Origin of the sequence: Gordonia sp. PDNC005 (genome assembly GCF_016919385.1) — a bacterium.
Lineage (GTDB): Bacteria > Actinomycetota > Actinomycetes > Mycobacteriales > Mycobacteriaceae > Gordonia.
The window spans coordinates 3,066,166-3,088,214 of record NZ_CP070351.1 but is presented as its reverse complement, the minus strand read 5'-3'; the positions used below and the strand labels follow the sequence as shown (position 1 = coordinate 3,088,214).

Below are 22,049 nucleotides of genomic sequence, written 5' to 3'. Positions count from 1 at the left end.
AGGTGATCAGACGACTCACTGCCATGCTCGTTGTGGTGTTGGTGGCGCTCTCCGCGGCGACCGCGAATGTGGACACGGTGTCGCCTGCGCGTGCCGTGACCGCCGAGTTCGGCGTGGCCAGCATCGCGACTCTCGCTGATCGGACACCTGCCGGCTACGAGCGGGAAGCCGCGGCGATCGCGGCGGTGGGAGGATCGTGGATACGCATCTTCGTGAACTGGAACGAAACCGAGCCGCTGCCGGGCGACTATCGGTGGGACCGGATCGACGCTGCCGTCGATGCGGCTCGAAACCACGGTCTCCGGGTCCTAGGGCTCGTTGCGGGACCCGCCCCCGCCTGGGCGGCGGTGTACCCGAATGTCCAGGGTTCGCCGCCACGGTCGGCGGCGGACTACGCGTCGTTCGCGGGAGTGTTGGCCCAGCGGTACCGGGGGCGGGCGGCCGCGTGGGAACTGTGGAACGAACCCAACCTGCGCGGGTATTGGATCAATCCGGATCCGGTGGCCTACGCGCAGTTGCTGAAGTTGAGCTATCCGAAGATCAAAGCGGCCGACCAGAACGCGGTGGTGGTGTCCGGCGGGCTGTCACCGGACGTCAGCGGCATCGGTGTCAGTGCCTATCTGGCCAGTCTCTATCTGGCGGGTGCGGGACGATCGTTCGATGCGGTCGGGCTGCACCCGTACACGTTCCCGCAGGTCCTGGGCGCGACAGGATCGGACCCGACGATCAGTGCGGTGCGCACCGTGATGAACTCGCGCGGCGATGGCGGGAAGAAGATCTGGATCACCGAGTGGGGCCAGCCGACCGGGACCAGCGACATCGCAGTCAGCGAGTCGAAGCAAGCGGACATCATCATGGCGAGCATGGCGTTCGTCCGGCGTCAGCGGGCCATGGGTCCGATGTTCCTCTTCACCACCAAGGACTGGAGTACCGACCCGTCGATCGCCGACCTCAACTTCGGGTTGTACCGCTACGACTACAGTCCGAAGCCGATCGTCTCGCGTCTCGCGCCGCGCTGAGAGGCGGCCGCGGCGCCGACGGTGAACCCGTCGCTGGACAACAGCGTCACACCGGCTGTACGTCAAAGAGCCGGGCGGCGTTGTCATGCAGGACGCCGCGGACCCAGTCGTCGCCGAGATCGAGGCGGATGACGGCGTCGAGGGCGTGGCGGTAGCTGTACGGGATGTTCGGGAAGTCGGAGCCGAACAGGATCTTCGAGCCGAGCGCCTGGACACGCGGCATCAGGTCCCTCGGGTACGGCGCGCCCTGCTCGGAGAAATCGGTGAACGACATCGTCGTGTCGAGATGGACGTTCTCGTACTGCTCGGCGAGATCGAGGAAGGATGCATACTCCGGTGTTCCCATGTGCGCGACGATCAGCGGGAGAGTCGGGAACCGTGCCAGCAGGGTCTTGATGCGGTCGGGGCCGGTGAACTCGCCCGGAGCGGGACCGGAGCCGCAGTGGATCACAACCGGGACCTGTGCATCGTCTATGCGACCCCACACATCGTCGAGGAGGGGGTCGATCGGGGAGTAGGCCCCGACCTGGATGTGCGACTTGAAGACTCGGGCGCCGGCCTCGATCGCCTCGCCGACGTACACGCCCGCGCCGGGCTCGGGGTAGAACGTCGCGGTCTGGAGGCAGTCCGGGTGAGTGGCCGCGAACTCGACGCCCCACGAGTTCAGCCACTGAGCCATCGCCGGCTTGTGCGGGTAGATCATCGACGAGTACGCGAGAGCTCCGAACGAACGCAGGGTCGACACGCGGACCTCTTCGTCGGCCCGGTAGGCGATGGGCCATTCTCGTCCGAGCATCGGGCCCGCGGAGTCGAAGTACGCCCACACCTTGTCCATGACACGGCCCGGCATGAAGTGAGTGTGGACGTCGATGATGCCGGGGAGCCCGATGCTCTGCCACGCTTCGCGGACGGCATCGACCTCGGCGGTCGTGAACGGCTGGACATCGTGGTCGTCACACATGTGATCGACGCTACCCATAGCATGCCCGTCCACGAAGCGGCGGGCACGACAACCACGGGTGGTGGACGCGATTGCTCAAGGGTCAGGCGCTGTCGCTCTCCAACTTGGAGATCGTGGAGATGATCGCGTCGCGGGCCGGGAAGTTCTTCGGCGCAATCATGATCGCCTCGGCCTCGACGGTGACGCCGTCCGCGTCGGACAGTTCGCCGTGCACAAAGGTCTTGCGGCCGTCGGTCCCCGTGACCTGCCCTTCGAGGGTGACCGGGCCGAGCGGTGTCGGACGCAGGTAACGCACCGTCAACGTGCCGGTGAAACTGGGCATGTGGTCGGCGGCAGCGGTCTCACCGACCAACTGGTCGAGCAGAAGTGCCGCAACGCCGCCGTGCACGTGCCCGCCGGGGCCCTCGTACGCTGCGCCGAGCACAACGTCGGCTCGGGTCACGCCGTCGACCTTCTTGATGCGCAACGGCGGCGCGACGGCGTTGCGCGCACCGGTCGCGGCGTTGCCCCACGGCATGCCGGTGAAGTCACGGGTGAATGCGACGCCGTAACCCTTGTCCTTCTGCTGCGCGCGCAGGCGAGCGACGATCGCCTCGATCTGCTCGCGTGCGTCGACCAACTCGGCATCGTCTACTTCGGTGCGGATGACGGCGTCGACCAGTTCGCGCACGGCGTCGGTGAGGGGCTCGACAATCGACAGGCGGCGTTCCACCTCGGCGTCGTCGATGTCTTCCAAGCGAAAGTCCATGCGGCTGACCTTATTCCGAACGCTGGGAGCGCCGGTGCTTCTTGATCACTTCGCCGAACATCATGGTCATCTTGGTTCCGAGCGGCCAGCCGACGTAGTAGCAGAGGAACAGTCCGATCTCATTGAGTTCCTCGGGCGAGAGTTCGCCATTGCCCAGTGCCGCACCTGCCTGGATCTCGGCGACGTCGGTCATCCCGTTGGCGGCGAGTGCCCCGAGGAGGATCAGCCGACGATCGCGGTGGGTGAGTCCTTCGCGGCTCCACACCTCGCCGAACACCTGGTCGGCGGTGTGAGCGAAGAAGTCGCCCGGGCCGTCGGACATCTCCCAGCCGTACACCTCGGTCATCATCGCCAGACCCTTGCGGCGCTGGTCGGTGAGTTCGGTCGGTTCAGTCATGATTCTCCTTGTTCGGACGAGTCGGTAGTGGGTACGCCGAGCCCGGCGGCGAGGTCGCGCAGGGCGAGTCGGCCGAGCGGGAGGTCGACGCCGAGGTCGTCAGCGAGCGCCAGGGCCAGACCGAGATCCTTCTCGCCGAGGTCGCGGACGTGGGTGAAGACGCCGAACCAGAAGTCGTCCGGTGCGATCGGCGCGGTCGTGTCCCGTAGCATGATCGCGCCGGCTCCGCCGGTGATGGCGTCGGTGTGCCGGACGACCCGGCCGAGTTTGCCGATGTCGATGCCCGCGGCTTCGGCGAGACGAGCGGCCTCAGTGGTCGCGGTGAACGACACGAAGTGCAGCAGGTTGCGAGCGAGCTTCATCCGCGTGCCGTCGCCCGCGCGGTCGCCTGCGTGGACGATCATGTCGCCTGCCAGGGCGAGAGCCGGCTTGGCATGGTCGTACGCGGTGCGGTCGCCGCCGACCATGATCGCGAGCCTGCCGTCCTTCGCGCCGACAGCGCCGCCGGAGATCGGCGCGTCGAGAAGAGTCACACCGGATGCTCCGCACACGGACGCGAGGTCGGTAGCGGTCTCGGGCGAGATCGTCGAGTGCACGACGATCATCGACCCGGCCGCCATCGTTGGGAGCAGTCCGTCAACGACGTCGCGCACCTGCACGTCGTCTCGTACACAGATGCTGACGAGGTCGCAGGCTCCGCCGAGAGCGGACAGCGAGTCGGCGGCGGAGGCGCCGGCGTCGACGAGCTCGGCGACGGCGAGATGATCGACGTCGAACACGGTGAGGCCGCCCGGTGCATCGACGAACCGCGTCGCCATCGGTCGACCGATGTTGCCGAGTCCGACGTAGCCGAGCCGGAGAGTCTTGTCGTCGGGGCTCACGAGCGGATGACCTGCCCTCCGTCGACGTTGAAGATCTGGCCGGTGATCCACGACGCCTCGTCGGACAGCAGGAACAAGCACATTCCGACGAGGTCGTCAGGTGTTCCCATGCGTCCGATCGGCAGTTTGGAGACCATGTCTTTCACAATGGCCTCAGGCGTGCTGTTGCGGGTCGCTTCGGTGTCGATGGGCCCGGGAGCGATCGCGTTGATCCGAACACGCTGGCCGCCGAGTTCAACGGCGAGCTGCTGAGTGAGCCCGTTGACGCCGACCTTCGCGAGCCCGTAGAAGCCGCTGTACACCCATGCGGCCGTCGACGACTGGTTGACGATCGCCCCGCCGTGCCGCATGTGCTGGTAGCAGGCGCGAGTCACGTTGAGTGCCCCGTCGAGGTTCACGCTCATGAACTTCTTGTAGTAGTCCCACGGCACGGTGGTCAGGAAGTCGAGTTTCATCCCGCCGTAGATGGCGGCGTTGTTGACCAGCGCGTCGATGCGGCCGTGTGCGTCGACGACGGTCTTCGCGAGATTGGCCGCCGATTCGGGGTCGGACACATCGGTGTGCACGTAGGTTCCGCCGATCGACTCGGCGACTGCCTGGCCTGCCTCGTCGTTCACGTCGGCGATGATCACCGTCGCGCCTTCAGCCGCGAGGGCACGCGCGTAGGCTTCGCCGATGCCGCCCGCCGCGCCGGTCACGATCGCGATCTTGTCGGTGAATCGATTGTTTCGATCAGTCATTTGTTTCTCCTAGCTGGGTTTGAGGGTGTAGACGCTTCGCCCACCCGGGGGAGGGGGCGTTCAGGAGACCGGGGTAGCGACGGCTTTGGTTTCGAGGTACTCCTCAAACCCGGCCACCCCCATCTCGCGGCCGATGCCCGACTGCTTGTAGCCGCCGAAGGGGACGTCGGCGGAGTACCAGATGCCGCCGTTGACTCCCATGGTCCCGGTGCGGACGCCGTCGACGACGGCATTGATGCGGACGGGATCGGAGCCCCAGACGGCACCGGACAGTCCGTACGGGGAGTCGTTGGCGATGTCGATCGCGTCCTGATCCCCGTCGTGGGGGAGGATCACGAGCACCGGGCCGAAGATCTCCTCCTGAGCCACGCGAGCGCTGTTGTCGAGGCCGGAGACGAGAGTCGGCGCGACGTAGAAGCCCGGACGGTCGGGGCGCTCTCCGCCGATCTCGACGGTGCCGCCTTCGTCTCGCGCGAGCTGCACGTAGCCTTCGACGCGGTCGCGTTGGCGTGCGGAGATGACTGGCCCGCAGATGGTTCCTGGCTTGGTGGGATCGTCGGCGGTCAGACCGGCCATCGCGTTGCGGGTGAGTTCGGTGGCCTCAGCGAGTTGTTCGCGGGGGACCACAAGTCGGGTGGTGATGGCGCAGCCCTGGCCGGCGTGGGTGACGACCGAGAACGCGGCCATCGAGCAGGCGGCTCGAAGGTCCGCGTCGTCGAGGACCAGGAACGCCGACTTGCCTCCGAGTTCGAGGAACACCTTCTTGAGGGTGGGCGCGGCGTCGGCCATCACTGCTCGGCCGGTGGCGGTGGAGCCGGTGAACGACACCAGGTCGACACGCGGATCGGTGGAGAGCCGGGAGCCCAGTCGGTGGTCGGTACCGGTCACGATGTTGATCACGCCTGCGGGGAAGTCGGTCTCCTCGTTGATCACCTTGCCGATCAGAGCTGCACACCACGGGGTGTCGGGGGCGGGTTTGAGGACCACGGTGCATCCCGCGGCGAGCGCCGGCCCGATCTTGGCGAAGTTGATCTGGTGCGGGAAGTTCCACGGGGTGATGGCGCCGACCACACCGACGGCTTCGGAGCGCAGTTCGCGAGTGTTCTTGATCCCCATCGGGGACGCTTCGCCGAGATCGCGTCGCCATTCGTAACTCTCGGCGAGGTCGGCGAAGTAGCCGAGGTCGGTGATCGGACCGACGAGTTGCGGGCCGTGGGTGAGGAACACCGGACAGCCGACCTCGGCGACGGTGAGGTCACGGAGTTCGTCCACGTGGGCGAGGAGGGCGTCTCGAAGCTGGCGGATGCACCGAGCTCGGAACGTGTGGTCTCTCGACCAGTCGGTGGTGTCGAAAGCGCGACGAGCCGCGGCGATCGCCGCGTCCATGTCGTCGTCGGACGCGTCGGCGGCTTGGCCGATAACCTCTTCGGTCGCAGGGTTGACGACGTCGAATGTGCCGCGTCCGCCGGGGCTGAGTTCGCCGTCGATGAGCAGGTGGGAGGCGGTTTCCGGGCGCAGAGCCATGGTTGGAATCCAATCTGGACAGGTGTCTAACCGTTGTTCCAGTGAAGCTACGGCATGGATTCGGTCGTGTCTACGGCGATGACGCGCGTCGGCGTGGAAATCATTCTGGACACGTGTCTAGACGTGGTTTCAGTTTGCGGGTACGGTGATCGACATGACCGCATCCGTGCAGAGCGAATCAACCCGTCGTCGCCTCACCCCGCAACAGGCCGAGAAGATCGCAAAAATGGCCGACGCCGCCGTCGAGATCCTCTCGGCGGAAGGCTACGAGAAGCTGTCAGTACGGGACGTCGCCAAACGTGCGGGCGTAGCTCCCGCGACGGCCTACACGTACTTCAGCTCGAAGAGTCACCTCGTCGCCGAGGTGTTCTGGCGCAGGCTCGCCGTGGGCGTGCCGGAGCCCGATCCGTCCGCATCGCCGCACGATCGGGTCGCCGAGGTTCTCCGCGGCGTCGCGATGGTCGTAGCGGGCGAGGGGCAGCTCGGCGCCGCGGTCACAGTTGCGCTCCTGGGCGGAGACCCGGAGTCGGAGCACCTCCGCTGGCGCATCGGCGGATTCATCCACGATCGCCTCGCCGCGGCTGTCGGCGACGAACTCGACAACTCCGCCCAGGTGATCGACGCCCTGCAGATGCTGTACGCGGGCGGTCTGGTCACCGCGGGCATGGGGCATCTCAGCTATGAGGCCACCTCCGAGCGGCTCGTCGCAGCCGCGCACCTACTGATGGGACAGAAATGACTGTCACGACTGCGGGGATGCAGCACCGCATCCCGTTCGACCCGTACGACTACGACTTCCACGAGGATCCGTATCCCACGTATGCGCGTCTGCGCGCAGAGGCCCCCGTCTACCGCAACACAGACGGCGACTTCTGGGCGCTCGCCCGCCACGAGGACGTCGCGGACGCGTTCCGTGACAACGTCCGACTGTCGAACAGCTGGGGTGTGTCGATGGACCCGGCGTCGTACAACTCGAACGCCGAGTACGCGATGAGCTTCCTCGCGATGGACGACCCGCGTCACCTGCGGCTGCGCAAGCTGGTGTCGAAGGGCTTCACGCCGCGGCGGGTGTCGGAGCTCGCGCCGCGCATCACCGAACTCACTGCGAAGCACTGGGACCGGTGCCTGCAGATGGGCGAGTTCGACTTCGTCCACGACTTCGCCGGATTGCTTCCGATGGACGTCGTCTCCGAGCTTCTCGGCGTCGGGGAGGCCGATCGAGCCCATCTCCGCAAGCAGTCCGACCTGTTGATCCACCGGGAGGAAGGCGTCACCGACGTCCCGCCGGCCGCGATCCACGCGTACCTCGATCTCCACGGGTTCTACACGTCGTTGCTCGCCGAGAGACGGAAGAACCCCGGTGACGATCTGATCTCCGCCCTCACCGCCGCCGAACTGGTGGAGGGCGGAGAGCGGACCGCACTCACGGACCAGGAGATCATCGGTTTCATGATGCTCATGGTGGTCGCGGGCAACGAGACCACCACGAAGCTGCTCGCCAACTCGATCTTCTGGGGTGCGCAGAGCCCCGACCAGGTGGCGTCGGTGATCGCCGCGTCGACGTCGCACGACGACGCACTCGACGCCGTCACACCCTGGGTGCAGGAGACGCTGCGGTACGACACGTCAACGCAGATGCTGTTGCGCAGGGTGCTCGAGGATGTGGAGTACGGCGGCAAGACGATCCCCGCGGGTGATCGTGTGCTGTTGCTCGTCGGTTCGGCGAACCGCGACGAAGAGGTGTTCGGACCCGACGCCGACCAGTATCGGATCGGTCGCGAGAGCTCGCGAACCATCCTCAGCTTCGGCCTCGGCACCCATTTCTGTCTCGGCGCACATCTGGCGCGACTCGAGACCGAGATCGGACTGGCTCAGATCGCCCGCACTGTCCGCTCGTTCGACGTTGACGTCGAACGGTCAGTCCGTGTCCATTCGGTGAACGTCCGCGGCTTCGCGGATCTGCCGATGACCGTGAAGGCTCGGTGACCCGACGTGGGATTCAAGCCTCACCCCGATCGTCGCCCGGTGCTGATCGCCGGAGCGTCGTCGGGCATCGGTGAAGCCACGGCGCGTGCACTGGGCGCGCTCGGCTACCCGGTGGCGCTCGGTGCACGACGCGTTGAGAAATGCGCGCAGACCGCTGCGGAGATCGTCGACGCGGGCGGCGAAGCGATCGCGGTTGCATTGGACGTCACCGACAACAATTCCGTCGTCAGGGCATTGGACAAGGCGACCGAGACTCTCGGCGACATCGAGATCGTCGTCGCCGGCGCCGGAGACCTGCAGATCGGGCGGGCCCACGAGATGCCGGTCGACGAGTGGGCGTCGCAGATCGACATCCACCTCGTGGGCGCCTACCGCCTCTACCGCGCGGCGGTGCCGTCGATGATCGAACGCCGACGCGGCGACTTCGTTTTCATCAGTTCCGACGTCGTCTCACATCCGCGACCGTGGTCATCCGCGTATGTCGCCGCCAAATTCGGTGTGGAGGGACTCGTCGCGACCGCCCACATGGAACTCGAGGGCACCGGAGTTCGCGCCGGCCTCGTCCGGCCGGGGCAGACGCTGACAGGCATGGGCATGAATCTCGACCAGCAGGCGACCGAGGCGATGCTCAACGACTGGATCGCGTTCGGGCTCGCCCGCCACGGACATTTCCTGAGCCCGGAGAACCTCGCGCACGCGGTGGTCTCCATGGTCACGCTCCCGCCGGGGGCGCACATGAAGGCTGTCGACGTGGAGGCCGAGGGCAAACTCACTCGACCGAAGGAGAACTCATGAACAGCGTGACCGCTAAGCGTGTGTCCGGCGGAACCGGGGAGCACGGGCACCTCGACGAACTAGCGAGTGATCCGATCGGTCTGTTCCGGCGGGTCGTCGCCGAATGCGGCGATGTCGGCTACTTTCAGCTCGCCGACCGCGACGTGGTGCTTGTCAGCGGGGCCGCCGCCAACGAGGAGTTCTTCCGGGCTCCGGACGAGGTTCTCGACCAGGGGGCCGCGTACCCGTTCATGACACCGATCTTCGGCGAGGGCGTCGTCTTCGACACGAGCCCGGAACGTCGGTCGGAGATGCTGCACAATCAGGCGCTCAAGGGTGCTCACATGAAGCAGCATGCGGTGACGATCCCGAACGAGGTGGAGCGGATCATCGCCGACTGGGGTGACGAGGGTGAGGTCGACCTGCTCGAGTTCTTCGCCGAGTTGACCCTGTACACGTCGTCGTCGTGCCTGATAGGACGGAAGTTCCGCGAGGAGCTGTCCGGCCACATCGCCCACCTCTATCACGAGCTGGAGAAGGGCACCGACCCCATCGCCTACGTGGACATGCACGCCGACATCGAGAGCTTCCGACGGCGGGACGCTGCGCGTGCCGAACTGGTCGAGTTCATCGGTGGTGTGATGGAACGCCGGATCGCGAACCCGCCGACGGACAAGGACGATCGTGACCTGCTCGATGTCCTGGTGTCGCTGAAGAACGACGACGGAACGTTCATGTTCAGCGCCGACACTGTCACCGGCATCTTCATCTCTATGATGTTCGCCGGTCATCACACGACGTCGGGGACGGCCGCATGGACGCTGATCGAACTGCTCAAGAATCCTGACTACCTGGCTCAGGTGACCGACGAGCTGGACGGCATCTACGCCGATGGAACCGAGTACTCGTTCGCAGCGATGCGCCAGATTCCGAAGCTCGAAGGCGCTCTCAAAGAAGCGCTGCGTCTGCATCCGCCGCTGATCATCTTGATGCGCGTGGTGCAAGAGGCGTTCGAAGTCGGCGGGGTGACGGTCGCCAAGGGACAGTCCATCGCGGTGTCTCCCGCGGTGTCGAATCGTCTGCCCGACGACTTCCCGGATCCGGACGTGTTCGATCCGGACCGCTACGCCGACGGTCGTCAGGAAGACCTCGTCAACCGTTGGACCTGGATCCCGTTCGGTGCGGGACGGCATCGCTGCGTGGGTGCGCAGTTTGCGATGATGCAGCTCAAAGCCATCTTCTCGGTGCTTCTTCGCAACTACGAGTTCTCGCTCGCACAGGAGCCGGACACCTACCGGAACGACCACTCGAAGATGGTCGTCCAACTCCAACAACCCTGCCGCGTGGCGTACAAGCGTCGCGCCGCCGCACCCGGAGGGAACTGAGCGATGCGCGTCGTCGTGGATCTGGACCTGTGCCAGGGGCACGGGATGTGCGAGCTGGAAGCGCCCGATGTCTTCGAGGCCGGTCGCGACAGCGTCGACCTGCTCGACGAGACACCTGACGAGTCACGGCGCGCCGAAGTCGAGGCCGCCGTCCGATACTGCCCGACCCAAGCCCTGAAGATCGTGGAGGATTGACATGCCGTTCGAACCGAGTACGCGAAGCGACGGGGGATTCCCGCGTAGTGAACTGGACGAGATGAAGCAGCGTTGGCTCGACGCCAACATCGTGGCGGAGAAGGCAGGCGACTGGCGCCCGCTCGCGGAGTTCTACACCGAGGACGCCACCTACGGCTGGAACTACGGTCCGGAGAAGGACTTCATGGCCGTCGGCCGCGACGAGATCCGGGAGATCGCGCTCGGCCAGGAGATGGAGGGGCTCGAAGGCTGGGAGTACCCGTACCAAGCGTGGGTGATCGACGAGCAGACGGGCGACATGATCGGTCTGTGGCGACAGGTCAACGAGGGCACGCGCGCCGATGGCTCGAACTACGCTGTCCATGGCCTGGGCGGCAGCTGGTTCAAGTACGGCGGGAACTTCCAGTTCCGCTGGCAGCGCGACTTCTTCGACTTCGGCAACGTGTCCGCTCTGTTCTTGGAGATGCTCACGAACCAGGCGTGCAGCGACGGGATGCTCAAGCGGATCGAGAAGTCGGCCCCGGGTGACCTGCCGGGCTGGTATCCGCTGGGGAAGGCTCCCGTCGAGCTGTGGGACCAGGACCGGTGATGAACCGTCTCAGTCACGATCAGCTCGCCACGCTCGTCCCTGAACTTCTCCTGACCGGCCAGCTCATCGACCGCAGCGGCATGGCTCATCTGATCGCGGCGTTCGGTCGTGAGGGGATGACCGACGTCGCGATCGAGGAGTGGATGGCCGCGAGCCCGGTGTACACCGGCCGCATTCGAACCGCGCTCGGCATCGACGGCGACGGCGTGGCCGACATGATCAAGTGTCTTCAACTCGACATCGGTGCGCCACCGCAGTTCATGGATTTCCGCTACCGGATCGACGACGAGTATCACGGTTCGTTTGTGCTCGATCACTGCGGCGCGCTTCTCGACGTCGAGCCGATGGGCGACGAGTACGTCACTGCGATGTGCCACACCATCGAGGATCCGACGTTCGACGCGACGGCCATCGCGACCAACCGTCGTGCTCGGATCAGGCCGGTCCATCGGCCTCCCCGTATGCCCGTGGATCGTTCGCCACACTGCGAGTGGACCATCTCGATCGAACCCGATCGCGACGAACTTCCGCTGCCCGACGTGACGAAACCGATGCTTGCGACGCAAGCGGCGACCCTTGCCCTCAGTCCGATCGACCGATCCGCCACGGACGGGCTCGTCGACTACCGCGGACCCGTCGTCGACGATCTCGCATTCGGCGAGTGGTCGACGTCGGCGCTGATCAGGATCGTCGAAGAGGTGACGCTGCAGCATCAACTGCTCGCGTTGGGCTTCCTCGACTCGGTGCGCCGACGGACGGACGAGGCGACAGCCGACGACATCTTCGACAAGCAGCTCACGGGCATTGCGGGGATCGCCTCCGAGCGGGTCGCCGCCGCAGTCCTGGGCCGCAGGTCCGACGCGGCGGCGCTCGTCGACGCACTCGACCTGAATCCTGTCTTCGGGCCGGTCCAGTACACCGGCTTCCGCGCTGAACTGATCGACGACGAGCATGTCGAGGTGCACATCCCGCACACGTCGGCGGCACTCGAGGACGGTGGCTGGATGCGCTTGCTCGTATCCGGACGACTCGCGGCGCTCCAGGCCGCTGCGACGGCGATCGACCCGACATGGGTGGTCGGAGAGTCCATCGAAGTCGATGTCGACGGTGGCGAGGAGACTGTTGTCCGCATCGGTCGCGGTGAAGCTCAGCGGGAGTCCGGTGAAGTGGCGATCGTCCGCTTCTCTGCGGGATCGTCGTTCACCTTCACCGATCGCGGACCGTCACGACCGCTGCCGCTCTCCGTCGTCTGAGTCGGCGAGATTCCTCACCCGCGTCGCTCGCCTAGAGGTTGCTCGTGTCGAGACAGGTTGCTAGCCTACGCACGATCCGCGGGCGTACGAGGGGAGGCTCGGTCGGATATGAATTCAGACGCCCGTTCGGTAGGGCGTCACCGGATCGACGGTGCCGCGTCGTCAAAGCTCGTCCAGCTCTACGGGAATTGGAGGCTGAAGCATGCTTGGTGGGATCGGTTTCTGACACTGATCATGTTTCTCGCGGTCCTCAGCGCTATCGGTCAGCTGGTCGATGTCATCTTCTAGGTGGCCACAAGGCTCCGTAACATGGCGACGTCGACGAAGGTCGGTCAGGCTGTATCGCGATGCTCGGATTCGTCGTCTGTCAGCGAAGTGTTCTGAAACCGTCCATTGTGGGGGCAACCCTCACCTTCGCGCCAATCAAGGAGCATCCATGTATCGAGTCGCAGTCCTCTACGGCCAGCCCACCGACGCGGCGTCCTTCGACGAGTATTACCACAACACCCACATGCCGATTGCTCAGAAGATGCCCGGACTGCAGGGGGCGACGATCACGAAGTGCGAGACGCTCGACGGCACTGCACCGGCGTTCTACATCATCACCGAATTGCAGTTCGAGTCGCGCGAAGCGGCTGCCGCAGGACTCGGGTCGCCCGAGGGGAGGGCGGCGGGGGCAGATGTCGCCAACTTCGCCACGGGCGGAGTGCAGATGGCATTCCTGCCCGGCTGACGGCGACCGGTGGGCCGACTACGCCGAGACTGCGGCGAGAAACGTCGAGAGCTTGCCGGAGGTCTCGGCGAGTTCGGCTTCCGGATCTGAGCCGACGACGATCCCGGCGCCGGCGTAGGCGCGGATTCGGTCCGACCAAACGTCGCCGCACCGGATGCTGACCGCCCACTCACCGTCCCCACGTGTGTCTGCCCATCCGACCGCACCGGCGAAGAAGCCTCGGTCGAACGATTCGGCCTCGCTGATCAGGTCGTATGCGGCCGATCTGGGGGTGCCGCAGACGGCGGGAGTCGGGTGTAGGAGCGCGGCGAGTTCACTCACCGACACATCTGGATCTCGGAGTTCCGCGGTGATCTCAGTGCCGAGGTGCCACATGCTGTCGGTGCCGAGCAGCCCCGGTTCGGGGACGGTCAGACGCGCGCAGTACGGGGTGAGGATGTCGCAGATCGCCTCGACCACGTACGCGTGTTCGCGGCGGTCCTTCTCGGACGAGTTGAGTGCGTCCGCGTGGGCGCGGTCGGTCGCCGCATCGGGAGAGCGCCGCGCCGATCCGGCCAACGGATGGGACCGCACGCTTGTTCCAGATTTGGCGATCAACAGTTCGGGACTGGCACCGACGAGGTGTCGGGCGTCCGCCACCGGCAGTGCGAAGACGTACGCCGCCGGATGGTCGGCGGCCAGACGTGCAGCGATCGCGAGTGGATCGCACGGCTCGGTGCACGACAGATCGCGGTACCGAGCGAGCACCGCCTTCTCGACGTCTCCGTCGGCGAAGGCGTCCAGCAGGAGTCGAACACCGTCGCGGTAGTCGTCTGGCGACGACTCGCCCCCGTCGAGGAATGCCGACGGCGCGCTGGTTCGGCGGTCCGGCTCAGGCCCGGTCGGGACAACAATCGTCGACGCCTCGTCGCGGTGGAACGGCAGTGCCGCGAACACGCGCCCGCGGTGGGCGTCTGAGGCCGCGGCCTGCAAGGATCGTGCGAACTGGGTGTGATCGGCCGCCGCCGGGCCTTCGCGGAGCAGGGCACTCGCCGACACGTCCGCCTCCGGCGACCGCCATCGCATAGTCGCCGTCATAGCGTCGCGCCCCCATCCACGTAGAGCTCCTGAAGAGTGACGTGCCGAGCGTCGTCACTGAGCAGGAATGCCACGGTGGCTGCGATATCCGTCGGTTCGGCGATCCGGCCGAGTGGGATGCCGAGCCGATGAGCGGCGAGATCGCCGCGCAGGGTTGCTTTCTCGTCGGCCGGTGAGGACCACAGGCTCTCGAGCATCGGCGTTCGGGTGGAACCAGGCTGGACCACGTTGCCTCGGACGCCCGATGCCGCGTTCTCCAATGCGAATGCATGGGTCAGCATCGTGGCCGCCGCCTTTGTCGCGCCGTAGGCGCCCAGCGACGTGCGCGGTGTGCCTGCTGCGTTGGACGCGACCGTCACCACGACACCTCGGTTGTCGACGAGCTGGTCGGCGAATCCCTGCAGGGTGTGAAGGACTCCGAGCACGTTGACATCGAGCATGGCGCGGATGTCGTCAGCCGAGATGTCGGCGATCCGGGAAGGTCGAAGGATGCCCGCGACATTGACCAGGGCTGAGCATCCGCCCAGATCGGCGACGCGTGCGGCGACTCGTTCCACGTCGTCCCGCGACGTCACATCGCACGCCCACGAGGTGTCGCTATCGTCGACGTCTAGTCCGATCACTGTCCAGCCTCTGTCGTTGAGGGTGGAGACGCACGCGGCCCCGATCCCTCCTGCGGCTCCGGTCACGACAACGGTTCTGCTCACAAAGGTGAGCCTAGCCTAAATGTTGCCGGTGGGGGTGACCGGGTGCTGAGGAAGGGATCGGGGCCGTCGGCCGTCAGCTGCTGGAGGTCAGCTGAGTCGCTCCAGGATCATCGCCATGCCCTGGCCGCCGCCGACGCACATGGTCTCGAGACCGTACTGCTTGTCGTGCGTGCGGAGGTTGTTGAGGAGTGTCGCGGTGATGCGGGCTCCGGTCATGCCGAACGGGTGCCCCAGCGCGATCGCGCCGCCGGACACGTTCAGTCGGTCCTCGTCGATCTCGAGTTCGCGTGCGGAGCCGATGACCTGCACAGCGAAGGCCTCGTTGATCTCGACCAGGTCGATGTCGTCGATGCCGAGGCCGGCGATGGCGAGGGCGCGCTTGGACGCCTCGATCGGACCGAGTCCCATGATCTCCGGGGACAGACCGGACACGCCGGTCGACACGATGCGCGCCAATGGAGTCAGGCCGAGTTCCTTGGCCTTCGTGTCCGACATGATCACGAGTGCGGCCGCGCCGTCGTTCAGCGGGCAGGCGTTGCCTGCGGTGACTGTGCCGTCCGGGCGGAAGACGGGCTTGAGTCCGCTGATGCCCTCGTACGTCGTGCCGGCGCGCGGGCCGTCGTCGGTGGAGACGACGGTGCCGTCCGGGAGGGTGACGGGCGTGATCTCGCGTGCGAAGAAACCTGCGGCGATCGCCTCCTCCGCGCGGTTCTGCGATCGAACCGCCCAGCGGTCCTGCTCCTCGCGGGTGATGCCGGTGATCTGTGCGACGTTCTCCGCGGTCTGGCCCATTGCGATGTAGGCGTCGGGAACGTTGCCCGACTCGCGGGGGTCGGTCCACTCCTGGCCGCCCGCGGCGAGCTCCTTGGTGCGGGCCTGTGCGTCGTCGTAGAGCGGATTCTGGGTGTCGGGGAGCGAGTCGGAGTTGCCCTTAACGAATCGTGACACCGTCTCGACGCCTGCCGAGATGAACACGTCGCCTTCGCCCGCCTTGATCGCGTGCATCGCCATGCGGGTGGTCTGGAGTGACGACGAGCAGTAGCGCGTGACCGTGGTTCCAGGAATGGAGTCGTAGCCCAGTTCGATGGCGACGTTGCGGCCCATGTTGAAGCCCTGTTCGCCGCCGGGGAGGCCGCATCCGAGGATGAGGTCGTTGACGTCGTTCGGGTCGAGCGAGGGCACCTTGTCGAGTGCGGCCTGCACCATCTGCGCGGCCAGATCGTCGGGTCGCATGCCGACCAGTGATCCCTTCATGGCGCGACCGATGGGGGATCGGGCGATGGAAACGATGACGGCCTCGGGCATGGTGCCTCCTGGACTCGAGTGACTATCGGAATATGCAGATGCATAGTTTCTATGCTTTTGCATATATCTAGTCAGATGGTTGACACCTTTGTCAAGGATTGGTTTGAAGGCATTGACCTGCACTGATGGGATGTGACACGCTGCGAGGACGACTGCCGAGTGAGCGGTCGGTCATCGGATCAGTCGTTGGAGGGTCAAGCTATGAAGGTCTCAGGCAAGGTCGCCGTCGTCACCGGAGCCGGCAGCGGAATCGGTGCCGCGATCGCCCGCAGGCTCGTCGCGGACGGTGCGCGTGTTGTCCTCTCCGACCTCGACGAGGCAAGTCTGGACGAGGTCGTCGCCGAGATCGAGGCGCACACTCCAGGCGCCGCCATCGGCGTGCGCGCCGACGCTTCCGCTGCCGGCGACATCGCGGACGTCATCGGTCGCGCCGAAGCCCGGTTCGGGCCGGTCGACCTCTACTTCGCCAATGCGGGCATCGGCGCAGGCGATGGACTCGAGCAGGACGACGCCGTGTGGGACCTGGTGATCGATGTGAACCTGCGCGGTCACATCCGCGCGGCGCAACTCCTCATTCCCGGGTGGGTGGAGCGCGGCGAGGGGTACTTCGTCAGCACCGCCTCGGCGGCGGGCCTTCTCACCCAGATCGGCTCGGCGCCCTACTCGGTCACCAAGCATGCAGCCGTCGGGTTCGCCGAATGGCTGTCAGTCACCTACGGCGATCAAGGTGTCCGGGTCAGCTGCCTGTGCCCGATGGGCGTCAACACGAAACTTCTGACCGACGACGCCGCGCTGTCGACAACCGCGGCCAAAGCCGTCACGTCGGCCGGCGCGGTCCTCGAACCCGCCGACGTCGCCGATGCCGTGGTCTCCGCGATGGACGAGGAGCGGTTCCTGATCCTTCCGCACCCCGAGGTGCTCGAGATGTTCCGCCACAAAGGCTCGGACTACGATCGCTGGATCCGCGGAATGCGCCGCTTCCAGAAGGTGCTGCAGGGGGAGTGATCTCGCTCAGAGGTCGAAGCGGACGTCCGCAGTGGCGCGGGCCAAGAGCATTCCCTCATCGTCGCGGAGTTCGGCGTCGAAGATCGAGAGCCTCCTGCCGAGCTTGACCGGTGTGGCGTGGACGTGAACGCTGCGTCCGTCGACCTCCGGCGAGCGGAGGAAGGCGACCGTGAAGTCGACGATCTGGTACTGCCCGCCCGGGCGCATCTCCGACTGGGCGGCGAACGAGCAGCCCTGCGCGACGATCGCGCCGATCACTCCGCCGTGCATGGTGCCCATCACGTTGCCCATCCACGGCTCGCTCACGCAGCTGAACGTCAGGCCGTCATGGTCGACTGTCGTGATCGATCCGTTGAGCAGCTCGCTGAGCGGGCCGATTGGGGCGTCTCCTGCGGTGATCCGATTGATCACCTCCCGACCGGACAGTTCGGGATCGGGTGCGCCGACGATCGCTGCCTCGTTCGGCGTCGCTGGTGCCGGAAGGTGGGGGACCCCGTCGCCTGCGACGACCAGTTCTCGCTGAACGCGCACGTTACGTGCGTTGCCGATGCACAGGAGTCGTCCCCCGTGGCCGGTGATGTCGACGGTCGTCGATCCGTAGAGGTTGTTGTGCAGACGCAGGTCGGCGACCGCGGTGAGCCGCTCGGTCACGTCGGGGCGGTCCAGCATCGACATGGACAGTCGGGCCTGCATGGTGGTTGCGCTCTGATCGGCCACCCAGAACGGGTAGCCCCCGAGGTCGTCGAACAGCACCGCGAGGGCCGGTAGATCGATGAGGCCGCGGTGGTCGGTCACGCGCGTGCCGAGAGCCTGCGTCATCTGGATCATCGGACTGTTGTCTTCACGCCCGACGGCGAAGGCGTGGAAAGCGTCTGTAGGCGTGAAGGTCATGGATCGTGTTTAGCACATTCCTGAGCGAACGCTTACTCGGTGAAGAAACAATCAGGCGTGCTTGATTTATTGTGGCGGCTGTGTGACGCTCGACGCATGTCGATTGCAGAGGACCTGCGGGACGAGTACGAGTCGCTGGACGGTCTGGTCGCCGAGCTGACCGATGACCAGTGGGCCACGCTCACTCCCGCGGAGGGATGGACCATCGCTCATCAGATCGGGCACATCGTGTGGACCGATCGCGTCTCCTTGCTGGCGGCCACCGATCCGGACGAGTTCGCGGCTCAGCTCGCCGAAGCAGGGCAGGATCCGCTCGGCTTCGTCGACGCTGCAGCCGAGACCGAGGCGCAGCGGGCGCCTGACGAACTCCTCGCCGACTGGCGACGCACGCGTGAGCAGTTGCTCCTCGCGCTCACCGCCGTCGAAGACGGAGTGAAATTGCCGTGGTTCGGTCCGCCGATGTCGGCGCCGTCGATGATGACCGCGCGCATCATGGAGACCTGGGCGCACGGACTCGACGTAGCCGACGCCCTCGGCGTCCAGCGCACACCCACCGACCGGATACGGAACGTCGCGCACATCGGTGTGCGCACCCGCGACTTCGCCTACATGGTGAACGGGCGGACGGCACCCGCCGAACCGTTCCGCTACGAGCTGACCGGTCCGAGCGGTGCGGCCTGGACGTGGGGCCCGGAGACCGCGTCGAACATCGTCCGCGGCAGCGCCGTGGACTTCTGCGAACTCGTCACGCAGCGGCGCGCCGTGGCCGACCTCGGCCTCGAATTCATCGGCGACGACGCGCAGGCCTGGTCCCAGATCGCTCAGTGCTTCGCGGGTCCGCCCGGAACGGGCCGCGCACCCTCGACGGAAGGGAACTGACATGACGAACGCAGTCCGCATCGGCAACGCGTCCGGCTTCTACGGCGATCGGCTCACCGCCGTGCACGAGATGCTCGAAGGTGGGCACCTCGACTACCTGACCGGTGACTACCTTGCCGAGCTCACCATGCTGATCCTCGGCCGCGACCGCCTCAAGGATCCGTCGCGCGGCTACGCCAAGACCTTCCTTCGTCAGATGGAGACGAGTCTCGGCCTGGCCGTCGACAAGGGTGTCAAGGTCGTCGTCAACGCGGGCGGCCTCAACCCGCACGGCCTCGCCGTCGCGCTCCGTGAACTGTCCGAGAAGCTGAGCGTCGACGCGCAGATCGCGTTCGTCAACGGTGACGACCTGCAGCCGCGCGCAGCCGAACTCGGCCTCGGCAACCCGATCACGGCCAATGCCTATCTCGGCGGGTTCGGCATCAAGGCCGCTCTCGATCGCGGCGCCGACGTAGTGGTCACCGGTCGGGTGACGGACGCGTCTCTCACCGTGGGAACTGCTGCGTCGGCCTTCGGGTGGGGGTACAAAGACCTCGACGCGATCGCGGGCGCGATCGTGGCCGGCCACATCATCGAATGCGGAACGCAGGCCACCGGCGGCAACTACTCCTTCTTCAAGGAGATCCCGATGGGCCGCCTCGGATTCCCGATCGCAGAGGTGGCCGCCGACGGATCGTCGGTCATCACCAAGCATGAAGGAACCGGCGGAGCAGTCACCGTCGGGACCGTCACCGCGCAGTTGCTGTACGAGATCCAAGGACCGCGGTACTACAACCCCGACGCGACCGCGCTTCTGGACACCATCGAGGTGACGCAGGAGGGGCCCGACCGGGTCAGTGTCAGCGGCATCCGTGGCGAAGCCCCGCCGTCGGACCTGAAGGTGTCGCTCAATCACCTCGCGGGCATCCGCAACCAGATCGACGTGGTCCTCACCGGGCTCGACATCGAAGACAAGGCAGCGCTGTTCCAGGAGCAGTTCGAGGCCTCACTGCCGACTTCACCCGCCGAACTCACCTGGGAACTGTCTCGCCTGGACAGGCCGGACGCGGACACCGAAGAGCAGGCCAGTGCCCTGCTCCGCTGTGTCGCTCGCGACACCGACCCGAACGCAGTCGGCCGCGCATTCAGCGCGACCGCCGTTGAACTGGCGTTGGCGAGCTACCCCGGCTTCACCCTCACCGCCCCGCCGGGAAACGGTGCGCCCTACGGCGTGTTCGTGCCCGGATACGTAGACGCCGGTGTGGTGGAGCATCGGGTGACTCAGCCGGACGGAGTCTCGGTCCTCATCGAACCGTCGCCGCTGCGGACCGAACCGACGCGTGACGTGAGCGTGCCCGACTCCGGCCCCATCGGCGACTGGGGCCCGACCCGACGTGCCCCGATCGGCGACATCGTCGGCGCCCGCAGCGGCGACAAGGGCGGCAGCGCGAACATCGGCGTCTGGGTCGGCGGGCAGTCCCTTCGCTCCGCTCAACCGTCGGACGACGAGTTCGCCTGGCTCGATCAGACGCTCACCGTCGACCGGCTCAAGGAACTGCTCCCCGAGATCGCGGACCTGACCGTCCACCGGTACCGGCTCCCCAAGATCCGCGCCCTCAACTTCGTCATCGAAGGCGTCCTCGGACGCGGCGTCGCCGAGAACGTCCGGTTCGACCCGCAGGCCAAAGGCCTCGGTGAATGGCTCCGCTCCCGCGTCGTCGACGTGCCTGAGCGGTTCAGTCGCTGACCCTTTCGACTCGCAAGCTCGCTCAAGGAGCACAACAGAAGCTCGCTCAAGGAGCAGGAAACTCGCTCTTGGAGCGGGAGAGGAAAGTTCATGCCCATCCCCAGTGATATTTGGGACTCGGAACAACGTCGTGACCTGCGCAGTCTCGCAGCAGACTTCGCGAGCAAACACATCTTGCCGTTTCAGGATCAGTGGGAACGCGATGGCCTGATCCCGCGGGACCTTCACAAGCAGGCCGGTGAACTCGGTCTCCTCGGCCTCGGCACACCCGAGGAGAAGGGCGGCAGCGGCGGCGACGGGATCGACGCGCTCATCGTCTGCGAGGAACTCCACTACCGGGGTGTTTCCGGCGGTGTGTTCGCGAGCCTGTTCACCTGTGGGATCTCCACGCCGCACATCGCGAACAACGGGACACCGGAGCAGATCGCGAAGTGGGTCGCGCCGGTACTCGCCGGTGACAAGATCAGCAGTCTCGCGATCACGGAGCCCAGCGGCGGCAGCGACGTCGGACACCTGCGCACCACGGCGAAGCGCGACGGCGACCACTTCATCGTCAACGGCGCCAAGACCTTCATCACCTCAGCTGTGCGTGCCGACCACATCGTCGCCGCAGTCCGCACCGGCGGAGACGGTGCCGCGGGCGTCTCACTCCTCGTGATCGAGAAGGGCACCCCGGGCTTCAACGTCGACCGCAAGCTCGAGAAGATGGGCTGGCTGGCATCGGACACCGGCGAACTCTCGTTCGTCGACTGCCGGGTGCCGGTGGAGAACCTCATCGGTCCGGAGAACTCGGGCTTCGCGCAGATCGCGCAGGCATTCGTGTCAGAGCGTGCCGCCCTCGCAGTGCAGGCCTATGCGCAGGCGCAGCGGTCGCTGGATCTGACCTTGGAATGGGTCCGCAATCGCGACACGTTCGGCAAGCCGTTGATCAAGCGCCAGTCGGTGCAGGACACCGTCACGGAGATGGCCCGCAAGGTCGACGTCGCACGCACCTACACGCGGTCCGTCGTCGACCGGCACATGATGAACGGCGATCCGATGCTGGCGGAGATCTGCTTCGCCAAGAACACCGCCGTCGAAGCCGCCGAATGGGTCATCGACAAGGGCGTGCAGCTGCACGGCGGGATGGGCTACATGCGGGAGTCGGAGATCGAGCGCCAGTACCGCGACATCCGCATCATCGGCATCGGCGGCGGCACCAACGAGATCCTCACGGGGCTCGCGGCCAAGGTGTTGGGGTACCAGGGATGAGCGCGACTGCACGAGCGAAGGGA

General features: G+C 66.1%; 23 protein-coding genes. 13 read left to right on the top strand and 10 right to left on the bottom strand.

Features of this window, described 5'->3' with window-relative positions; translation table 11 throughout:
• Positions 1-2 precede the first annotated feature (2 nt).
• Positions 3-1,019 carry a cellulase family glycosylhydrolase gene (locus tag JVX90_RS14780; RefSeq protein WP_205329472.1) on the top strand — a complete coding sequence of 339 codons (1,017 nt, stop codon included), beginning with the start codon at positions 3-5 and terminating at the stop codon, positions 1,017-1,019.
• Positions 1,020-1,065: 46 nt separating this feature from the next.
• On the opposite strand, the gene JVX90_RS14775 is transcribed toward JVX90_RS14780, so the two are convergent.
• The 6 genes from JVX90_RS14775 to JVX90_RS14750 form a co-directional block, all read right to left on the bottom strand.
• A complete protein-coding gene (locus JVX90_RS14775; RefSeq protein ID WP_240193915.1) occupies positions 1,066-1,980 on the bottom strand; it encodes an amidohydrolase family protein in 915 nt (304 codons plus the stop codon).
• Positions 1,981-2,062: 82 nt separating this feature from the next.
• Positions 2,063-2,728, bottom strand: a complete 666-nt coding sequence (locus JVX90_RS14770; protein ID WP_205329470.1) for a hotdog domain-containing protein — start codon at positions 2,726-2,728, stop codon at positions 2,063-2,065.
• A 10-nt stretch (positions 2,729-2,738) separates the two neighbouring features.
• Positions 2,739-3,125: a carboxymuconolactone decarboxylase family protein gene (locus JVX90_RS14765; RefSeq protein ID WP_205329469.1), complete on the bottom strand. Its 387-nt coding sequence runs from the start codon at positions 3,123-3,125 to the stop codon at positions 2,739-2,741.
• Positions 3,122-4,006: an NAD(P)-dependent oxidoreductase gene (locus JVX90_RS14760; protein ID WP_205329468.1), complete on the bottom strand. Its 885-nt coding sequence runs from the start codon at positions 4,004-4,006 to the stop codon at positions 3,122-3,124. Before JVX90_RS14760 ends, JVX90_RS14765 begins: the two co-directional genes overlap by 4 nt.
• A complete protein-coding gene (locus JVX90_RS14755) occupies positions 4,003-4,746 on the bottom strand; it encodes an SDR family oxidoreductase (protein WP_205329467.1) in 744 nt (247 codons plus the stop codon). The genes JVX90_RS14760 and JVX90_RS14755 overlap by 4 nt, the downstream gene beginning before the upstream one ends.
• A 60-nt stretch (positions 4,747-4,806) precedes the next feature.
• Entirely contained in the window at positions 4,807-6,270 is a 1,464-nt protein-coding gene (locus JVX90_RS14750) for an aldehyde dehydrogenase (RefSeq protein WP_205329466.1), read from the bottom strand.
• Positions 6,271-6,424: 154 nt separating this feature from the next.
• On the opposite strand from JVX90_RS14750, the gene JVX90_RS14745 reads away from it, so the two are divergent.
• From JVX90_RS14745 to JVX90_RS14710, 8 genes are all read left to right on the top strand, one after another.
• The gene (locus tag JVX90_RS14745; RefSeq protein ID WP_205329465.1) at positions 6,425-7,009 is read left to right on the top strand and encodes a TetR/AcrR family transcriptional regulator; all 585 of its coding nucleotides are present in this window, start codon (positions 6,425-6,427) and stop codon (positions 7,007-7,009) included.
• Complete coding sequence (locus JVX90_RS14740) at positions 7,006-8,256, top strand: cytochrome P450 (RefSeq protein WP_205329464.1); 1,251 nt, start codon at positions 7,006-7,008, stop codon at positions 8,254-8,256. The genes JVX90_RS14745 and JVX90_RS14740 overlap by 4 nt, the downstream gene beginning before the upstream one ends.
• A gap of 6 nt (positions 8,257-8,262) precedes the next feature.
• Entirely contained in the window at positions 8,263-9,051 is a 789-nt protein-coding gene (locus JVX90_RS14735) for an SDR family oxidoreductase (protein WP_205329463.1), read from the top strand.
• Positions 9,048-10,415 (top strand): cytochrome P450, encoded by a 1,368-nt coding sequence (locus tag JVX90_RS14730; RefSeq protein WP_205329462.1) that lies wholly within the window; start codon positions 9,048-9,050, stop codon positions 10,413-10,415. Before JVX90_RS14735 ends, JVX90_RS14730 begins: the two co-directional genes overlap by 4 nt.
• Before the next feature lie 3 nt (positions 10,416-10,418).
• Positions 10,419-10,610 carry a ferredoxin gene (locus JVX90_RS14725; RefSeq protein WP_205329461.1) on the top strand — a complete coding sequence of 64 codons (192 nt, stop codon included), beginning with the start codon at positions 10,419-10,421 and terminating at the stop codon, positions 10,608-10,610.
• A 1-nt stretch (position 10,611) separates the two neighbouring features.
• The gene (locus tag JVX90_RS14720) at positions 10,612-11,199 is read left to right on the top strand and encodes a nuclear transport factor 2 family protein (protein WP_205329460.1); all 588 of its coding nucleotides are present in this window, start codon (positions 10,612-10,614) and stop codon (positions 11,197-11,199) included.
• Complete coding sequence (locus JVX90_RS14715; RefSeq protein WP_205329459.1) at positions 11,199-12,452, top strand: hypothetical protein; 1,254 nt, start codon at positions 11,199-11,201, stop codon at positions 12,450-12,452. Before JVX90_RS14720 ends, JVX90_RS14715 begins: the two co-directional genes overlap by 1 nt.
• Positions 12,453-12,888: 436 nt before the next feature.
• The gene (locus tag JVX90_RS14710; RefSeq protein ID WP_205329458.1) at positions 12,889-13,185 is read left to right on the top strand and encodes an EthD family reductase; all 297 of its coding nucleotides are present in this window, start codon (positions 12,889-12,891) and stop codon (positions 13,183-13,185) included.
• Positions 13,186-13,203: 18 nt separating this feature from the next.
• On the opposite strand, the gene JVX90_RS14705 is transcribed toward JVX90_RS14710, so the two are convergent.
• From JVX90_RS14705 to JVX90_RS14695, 3 genes are all read right to left on the bottom strand, one after another.
• Positions 13,204-14,262 (bottom strand): isochorismate synthase, encoded by a 1,059-nt coding sequence (locus JVX90_RS14705; RefSeq protein ID WP_205329457.1) that lies wholly within the window; start codon positions 14,260-14,262, stop codon positions 13,204-13,206.
• Positions 14,259-14,969 carry an SDR family oxidoreductase gene (locus JVX90_RS14700; protein WP_205329456.1) on the bottom strand — a complete coding sequence of 237 codons (711 nt, stop codon included), beginning with the start codon at positions 14,967-14,969 and terminating at the stop codon, positions 14,259-14,261. Before JVX90_RS14700 ends, JVX90_RS14705 begins: the two co-directional genes overlap by 4 nt.
• A gap of 87 nt (positions 14,970-15,056) precedes the next feature.
• A complete protein-coding gene (locus JVX90_RS14695) occupies positions 15,057-16,274 on the bottom strand; it encodes an acetyl-CoA C-acetyltransferase (RefSeq protein ID WP_205329455.1) in 1,218 nt (405 codons plus the stop codon).
• Between the two features lie 201 nt (positions 16,275-16,475).
• On the opposite strand from JVX90_RS14695, the gene JVX90_RS14690 reads away from it, so the two are divergent.
• Positions 16,476-17,279 carry an SDR family NAD(P)-dependent oxidoreductase gene (locus tag JVX90_RS14690; RefSeq protein WP_205329454.1) on the top strand — a complete coding sequence of 268 codons (804 nt, stop codon included), beginning with the start codon at positions 16,476-16,478 and terminating at the stop codon, positions 17,277-17,279.
• Positions 17,280-17,285: 6 nt separating this feature from the next.
• Here the strand turns inward: JVX90_RS14690 and JVX90_RS14685 are convergent, their stop codons facing one another.
• Entirely contained in the window at positions 17,286-18,170 is an 885-nt protein-coding gene (locus tag JVX90_RS14685) for a PaaI family thioesterase (RefSeq protein ID WP_205329453.1), read from the bottom strand.
• 96 nt (positions 18,171-18,266) lie between these two features.
• Between JVX90_RS14685 and JVX90_RS14680 the strand changes: the two genes are divergently transcribed.
• The 3 genes from JVX90_RS14680 (at position 18,267) to JVX90_RS14670 (ending at position 22,026) form a co-directional block, all read left to right on the top strand.
• Positions 18,267-19,049 (top strand): TIGR03084 family metal-binding protein, encoded by a 783-nt coding sequence (locus JVX90_RS14680; protein WP_205329452.1) that lies wholly within the window; start codon positions 18,267-18,269, stop codon positions 19,047-19,049.
• A gap of 1 nt (position 19,050) precedes the next feature.
• Positions 19,051-20,775 (top strand): acyclic terpene utilization AtuA family protein, encoded by a 1,725-nt coding sequence (locus JVX90_RS14675; protein WP_205329451.1) that lies wholly within the window; start codon positions 19,051-19,053, stop codon positions 20,773-20,775.
• 90 nt (positions 20,776-20,865) lie between these two features.
• A complete protein-coding gene (locus JVX90_RS14670) occupies positions 20,866-22,026 on the top strand; it encodes an acyl-CoA dehydrogenase family protein (RefSeq protein ID WP_205329450.1) in 1,161 nt (386 codons plus the stop codon).
• Positions 22,027-22,049 lie beyond the last annotated feature (23 nt).

Excerpts from the sequence above, each read along its gene's own strand:
- JVX90_RS14695 (WP_205329455.1), bottom strand. The coding sequence starts at position 16,274 with ATGCCCGAGGCCGTCATCGTTTCCATCGCCCGATCCCCCATCGGTCGC.
- JVX90_RS14685 (WP_205329453.1), bottom strand. The coding sequence starts at position 18,170 with ATGACCTTCACGCCTACAGACGCTTTCCACGCCTTCGCCGTCGGGCGT.
- JVX90_RS14755 (WP_205329467.1), bottom strand. The coding sequence starts at position 4,746 with ATGACTGATCGAAACAATCGATTCACCGACAAGATCGCGATCGTGACC.
- JVX90_RS14675 (WP_205329451.1), top strand. The coding sequence starts at position 19,051 with ATGACGAACGCAGTCCGCATCGGCAACGCGTCCGGCTTCTACGGCGAT.
- JVX90_RS14750 (WP_205329466.1), bottom strand. The coding sequence starts at position 6,270 with ATGGCTCTGCGCCCGGAAACCGCCTCCCACCTGCTCATCGACGGCGAA.
- JVX90_RS14770 (WP_205329470.1), bottom strand. The coding sequence starts at position 2,728 with ATGGACTTTCGCTTGGAAGACATCGACGACGCCGAGGTGGAACGCCGC.
- JVX90_RS14670 (WP_205329450.1), top strand. The coding sequence starts at position 20,866 with ATGCCCATCCCCAGTGATATTTGGGACTCGGAACAACGTCGTGACCTG.
- JVX90_RS14710 (WP_205329458.1), top strand. The coding sequence starts at position 12,889 with ATGTATCGAGTCGCAGTCCTCTACGGCCAGCCCACCGACGCGGCGTCC.
- JVX90_RS14705 (WP_205329457.1), bottom strand. The coding sequence starts at position 14,262 with ATGACGGCGACTATGCGATGGCGGTCGCCGGAGGCGGACGTGTCGGCG.
- JVX90_RS14720 (WP_205329460.1), top strand. The coding sequence starts at position 10,612 with ATGCCGTTCGAACCGAGTACGCGAAGCGACGGGGGATTCCCGCGTAGT.
- JVX90_RS14775 (WP_240193915.1), bottom strand. The coding sequence starts at position 1,980 with ATGTGTGACGACCACGATGTCCAGCCGTTCACGACCGCCGAGGTCGAT.
- JVX90_RS14680 (WP_205329452.1), top strand. The coding sequence starts at position 18,267 with ATGTCGATTGCAGAGGACCTGCGGGACGAGTACGAGTCGCTGGACGGT.
- JVX90_RS14715 (WP_205329459.1), top strand. The coding sequence starts at position 11,199 with ATGAACCGTCTCAGTCACGATCAGCTCGCCACGCTCGTCCCTGAACTT.
- JVX90_RS14725 (WP_205329461.1), top strand. The coding sequence starts at position 10,419 with ATGCGCGTCGTCGTGGATCTGGACCTGTGCCAGGGGCACGGGATGTGC.
- JVX90_RS14740 (WP_205329464.1), top strand. The coding sequence starts at position 7,006 with ATGACTGTCACGACTGCGGGGATGCAGCACCGCATCCCGTTCGACCCG.
- JVX90_RS14765 (WP_205329469.1), bottom strand. The coding sequence starts at position 3,125 with ATGACTGAACCGACCGAACTCACCGACCAGCGCCGCAAGGGTCTGGCG.
- JVX90_RS14745 (WP_205329465.1), top strand. The coding sequence starts at position 6,425 with ATGACCGCATCCGTGCAGAGCGAATCAACCCGTCGTCGCCTCACCCCG.
- JVX90_RS14730 (WP_205329462.1), top strand. The coding sequence starts at position 9,048 with ATGAACAGCGTGACCGCTAAGCGTGTGTCCGGCGGAACCGGGGAGCAC.
- JVX90_RS14690 (WP_205329454.1), top strand. The coding sequence starts at position 16,476 with ATGAAGGTCTCAGGCAAGGTCGCCGTCGTCACCGGAGCCGGCAGCGGA.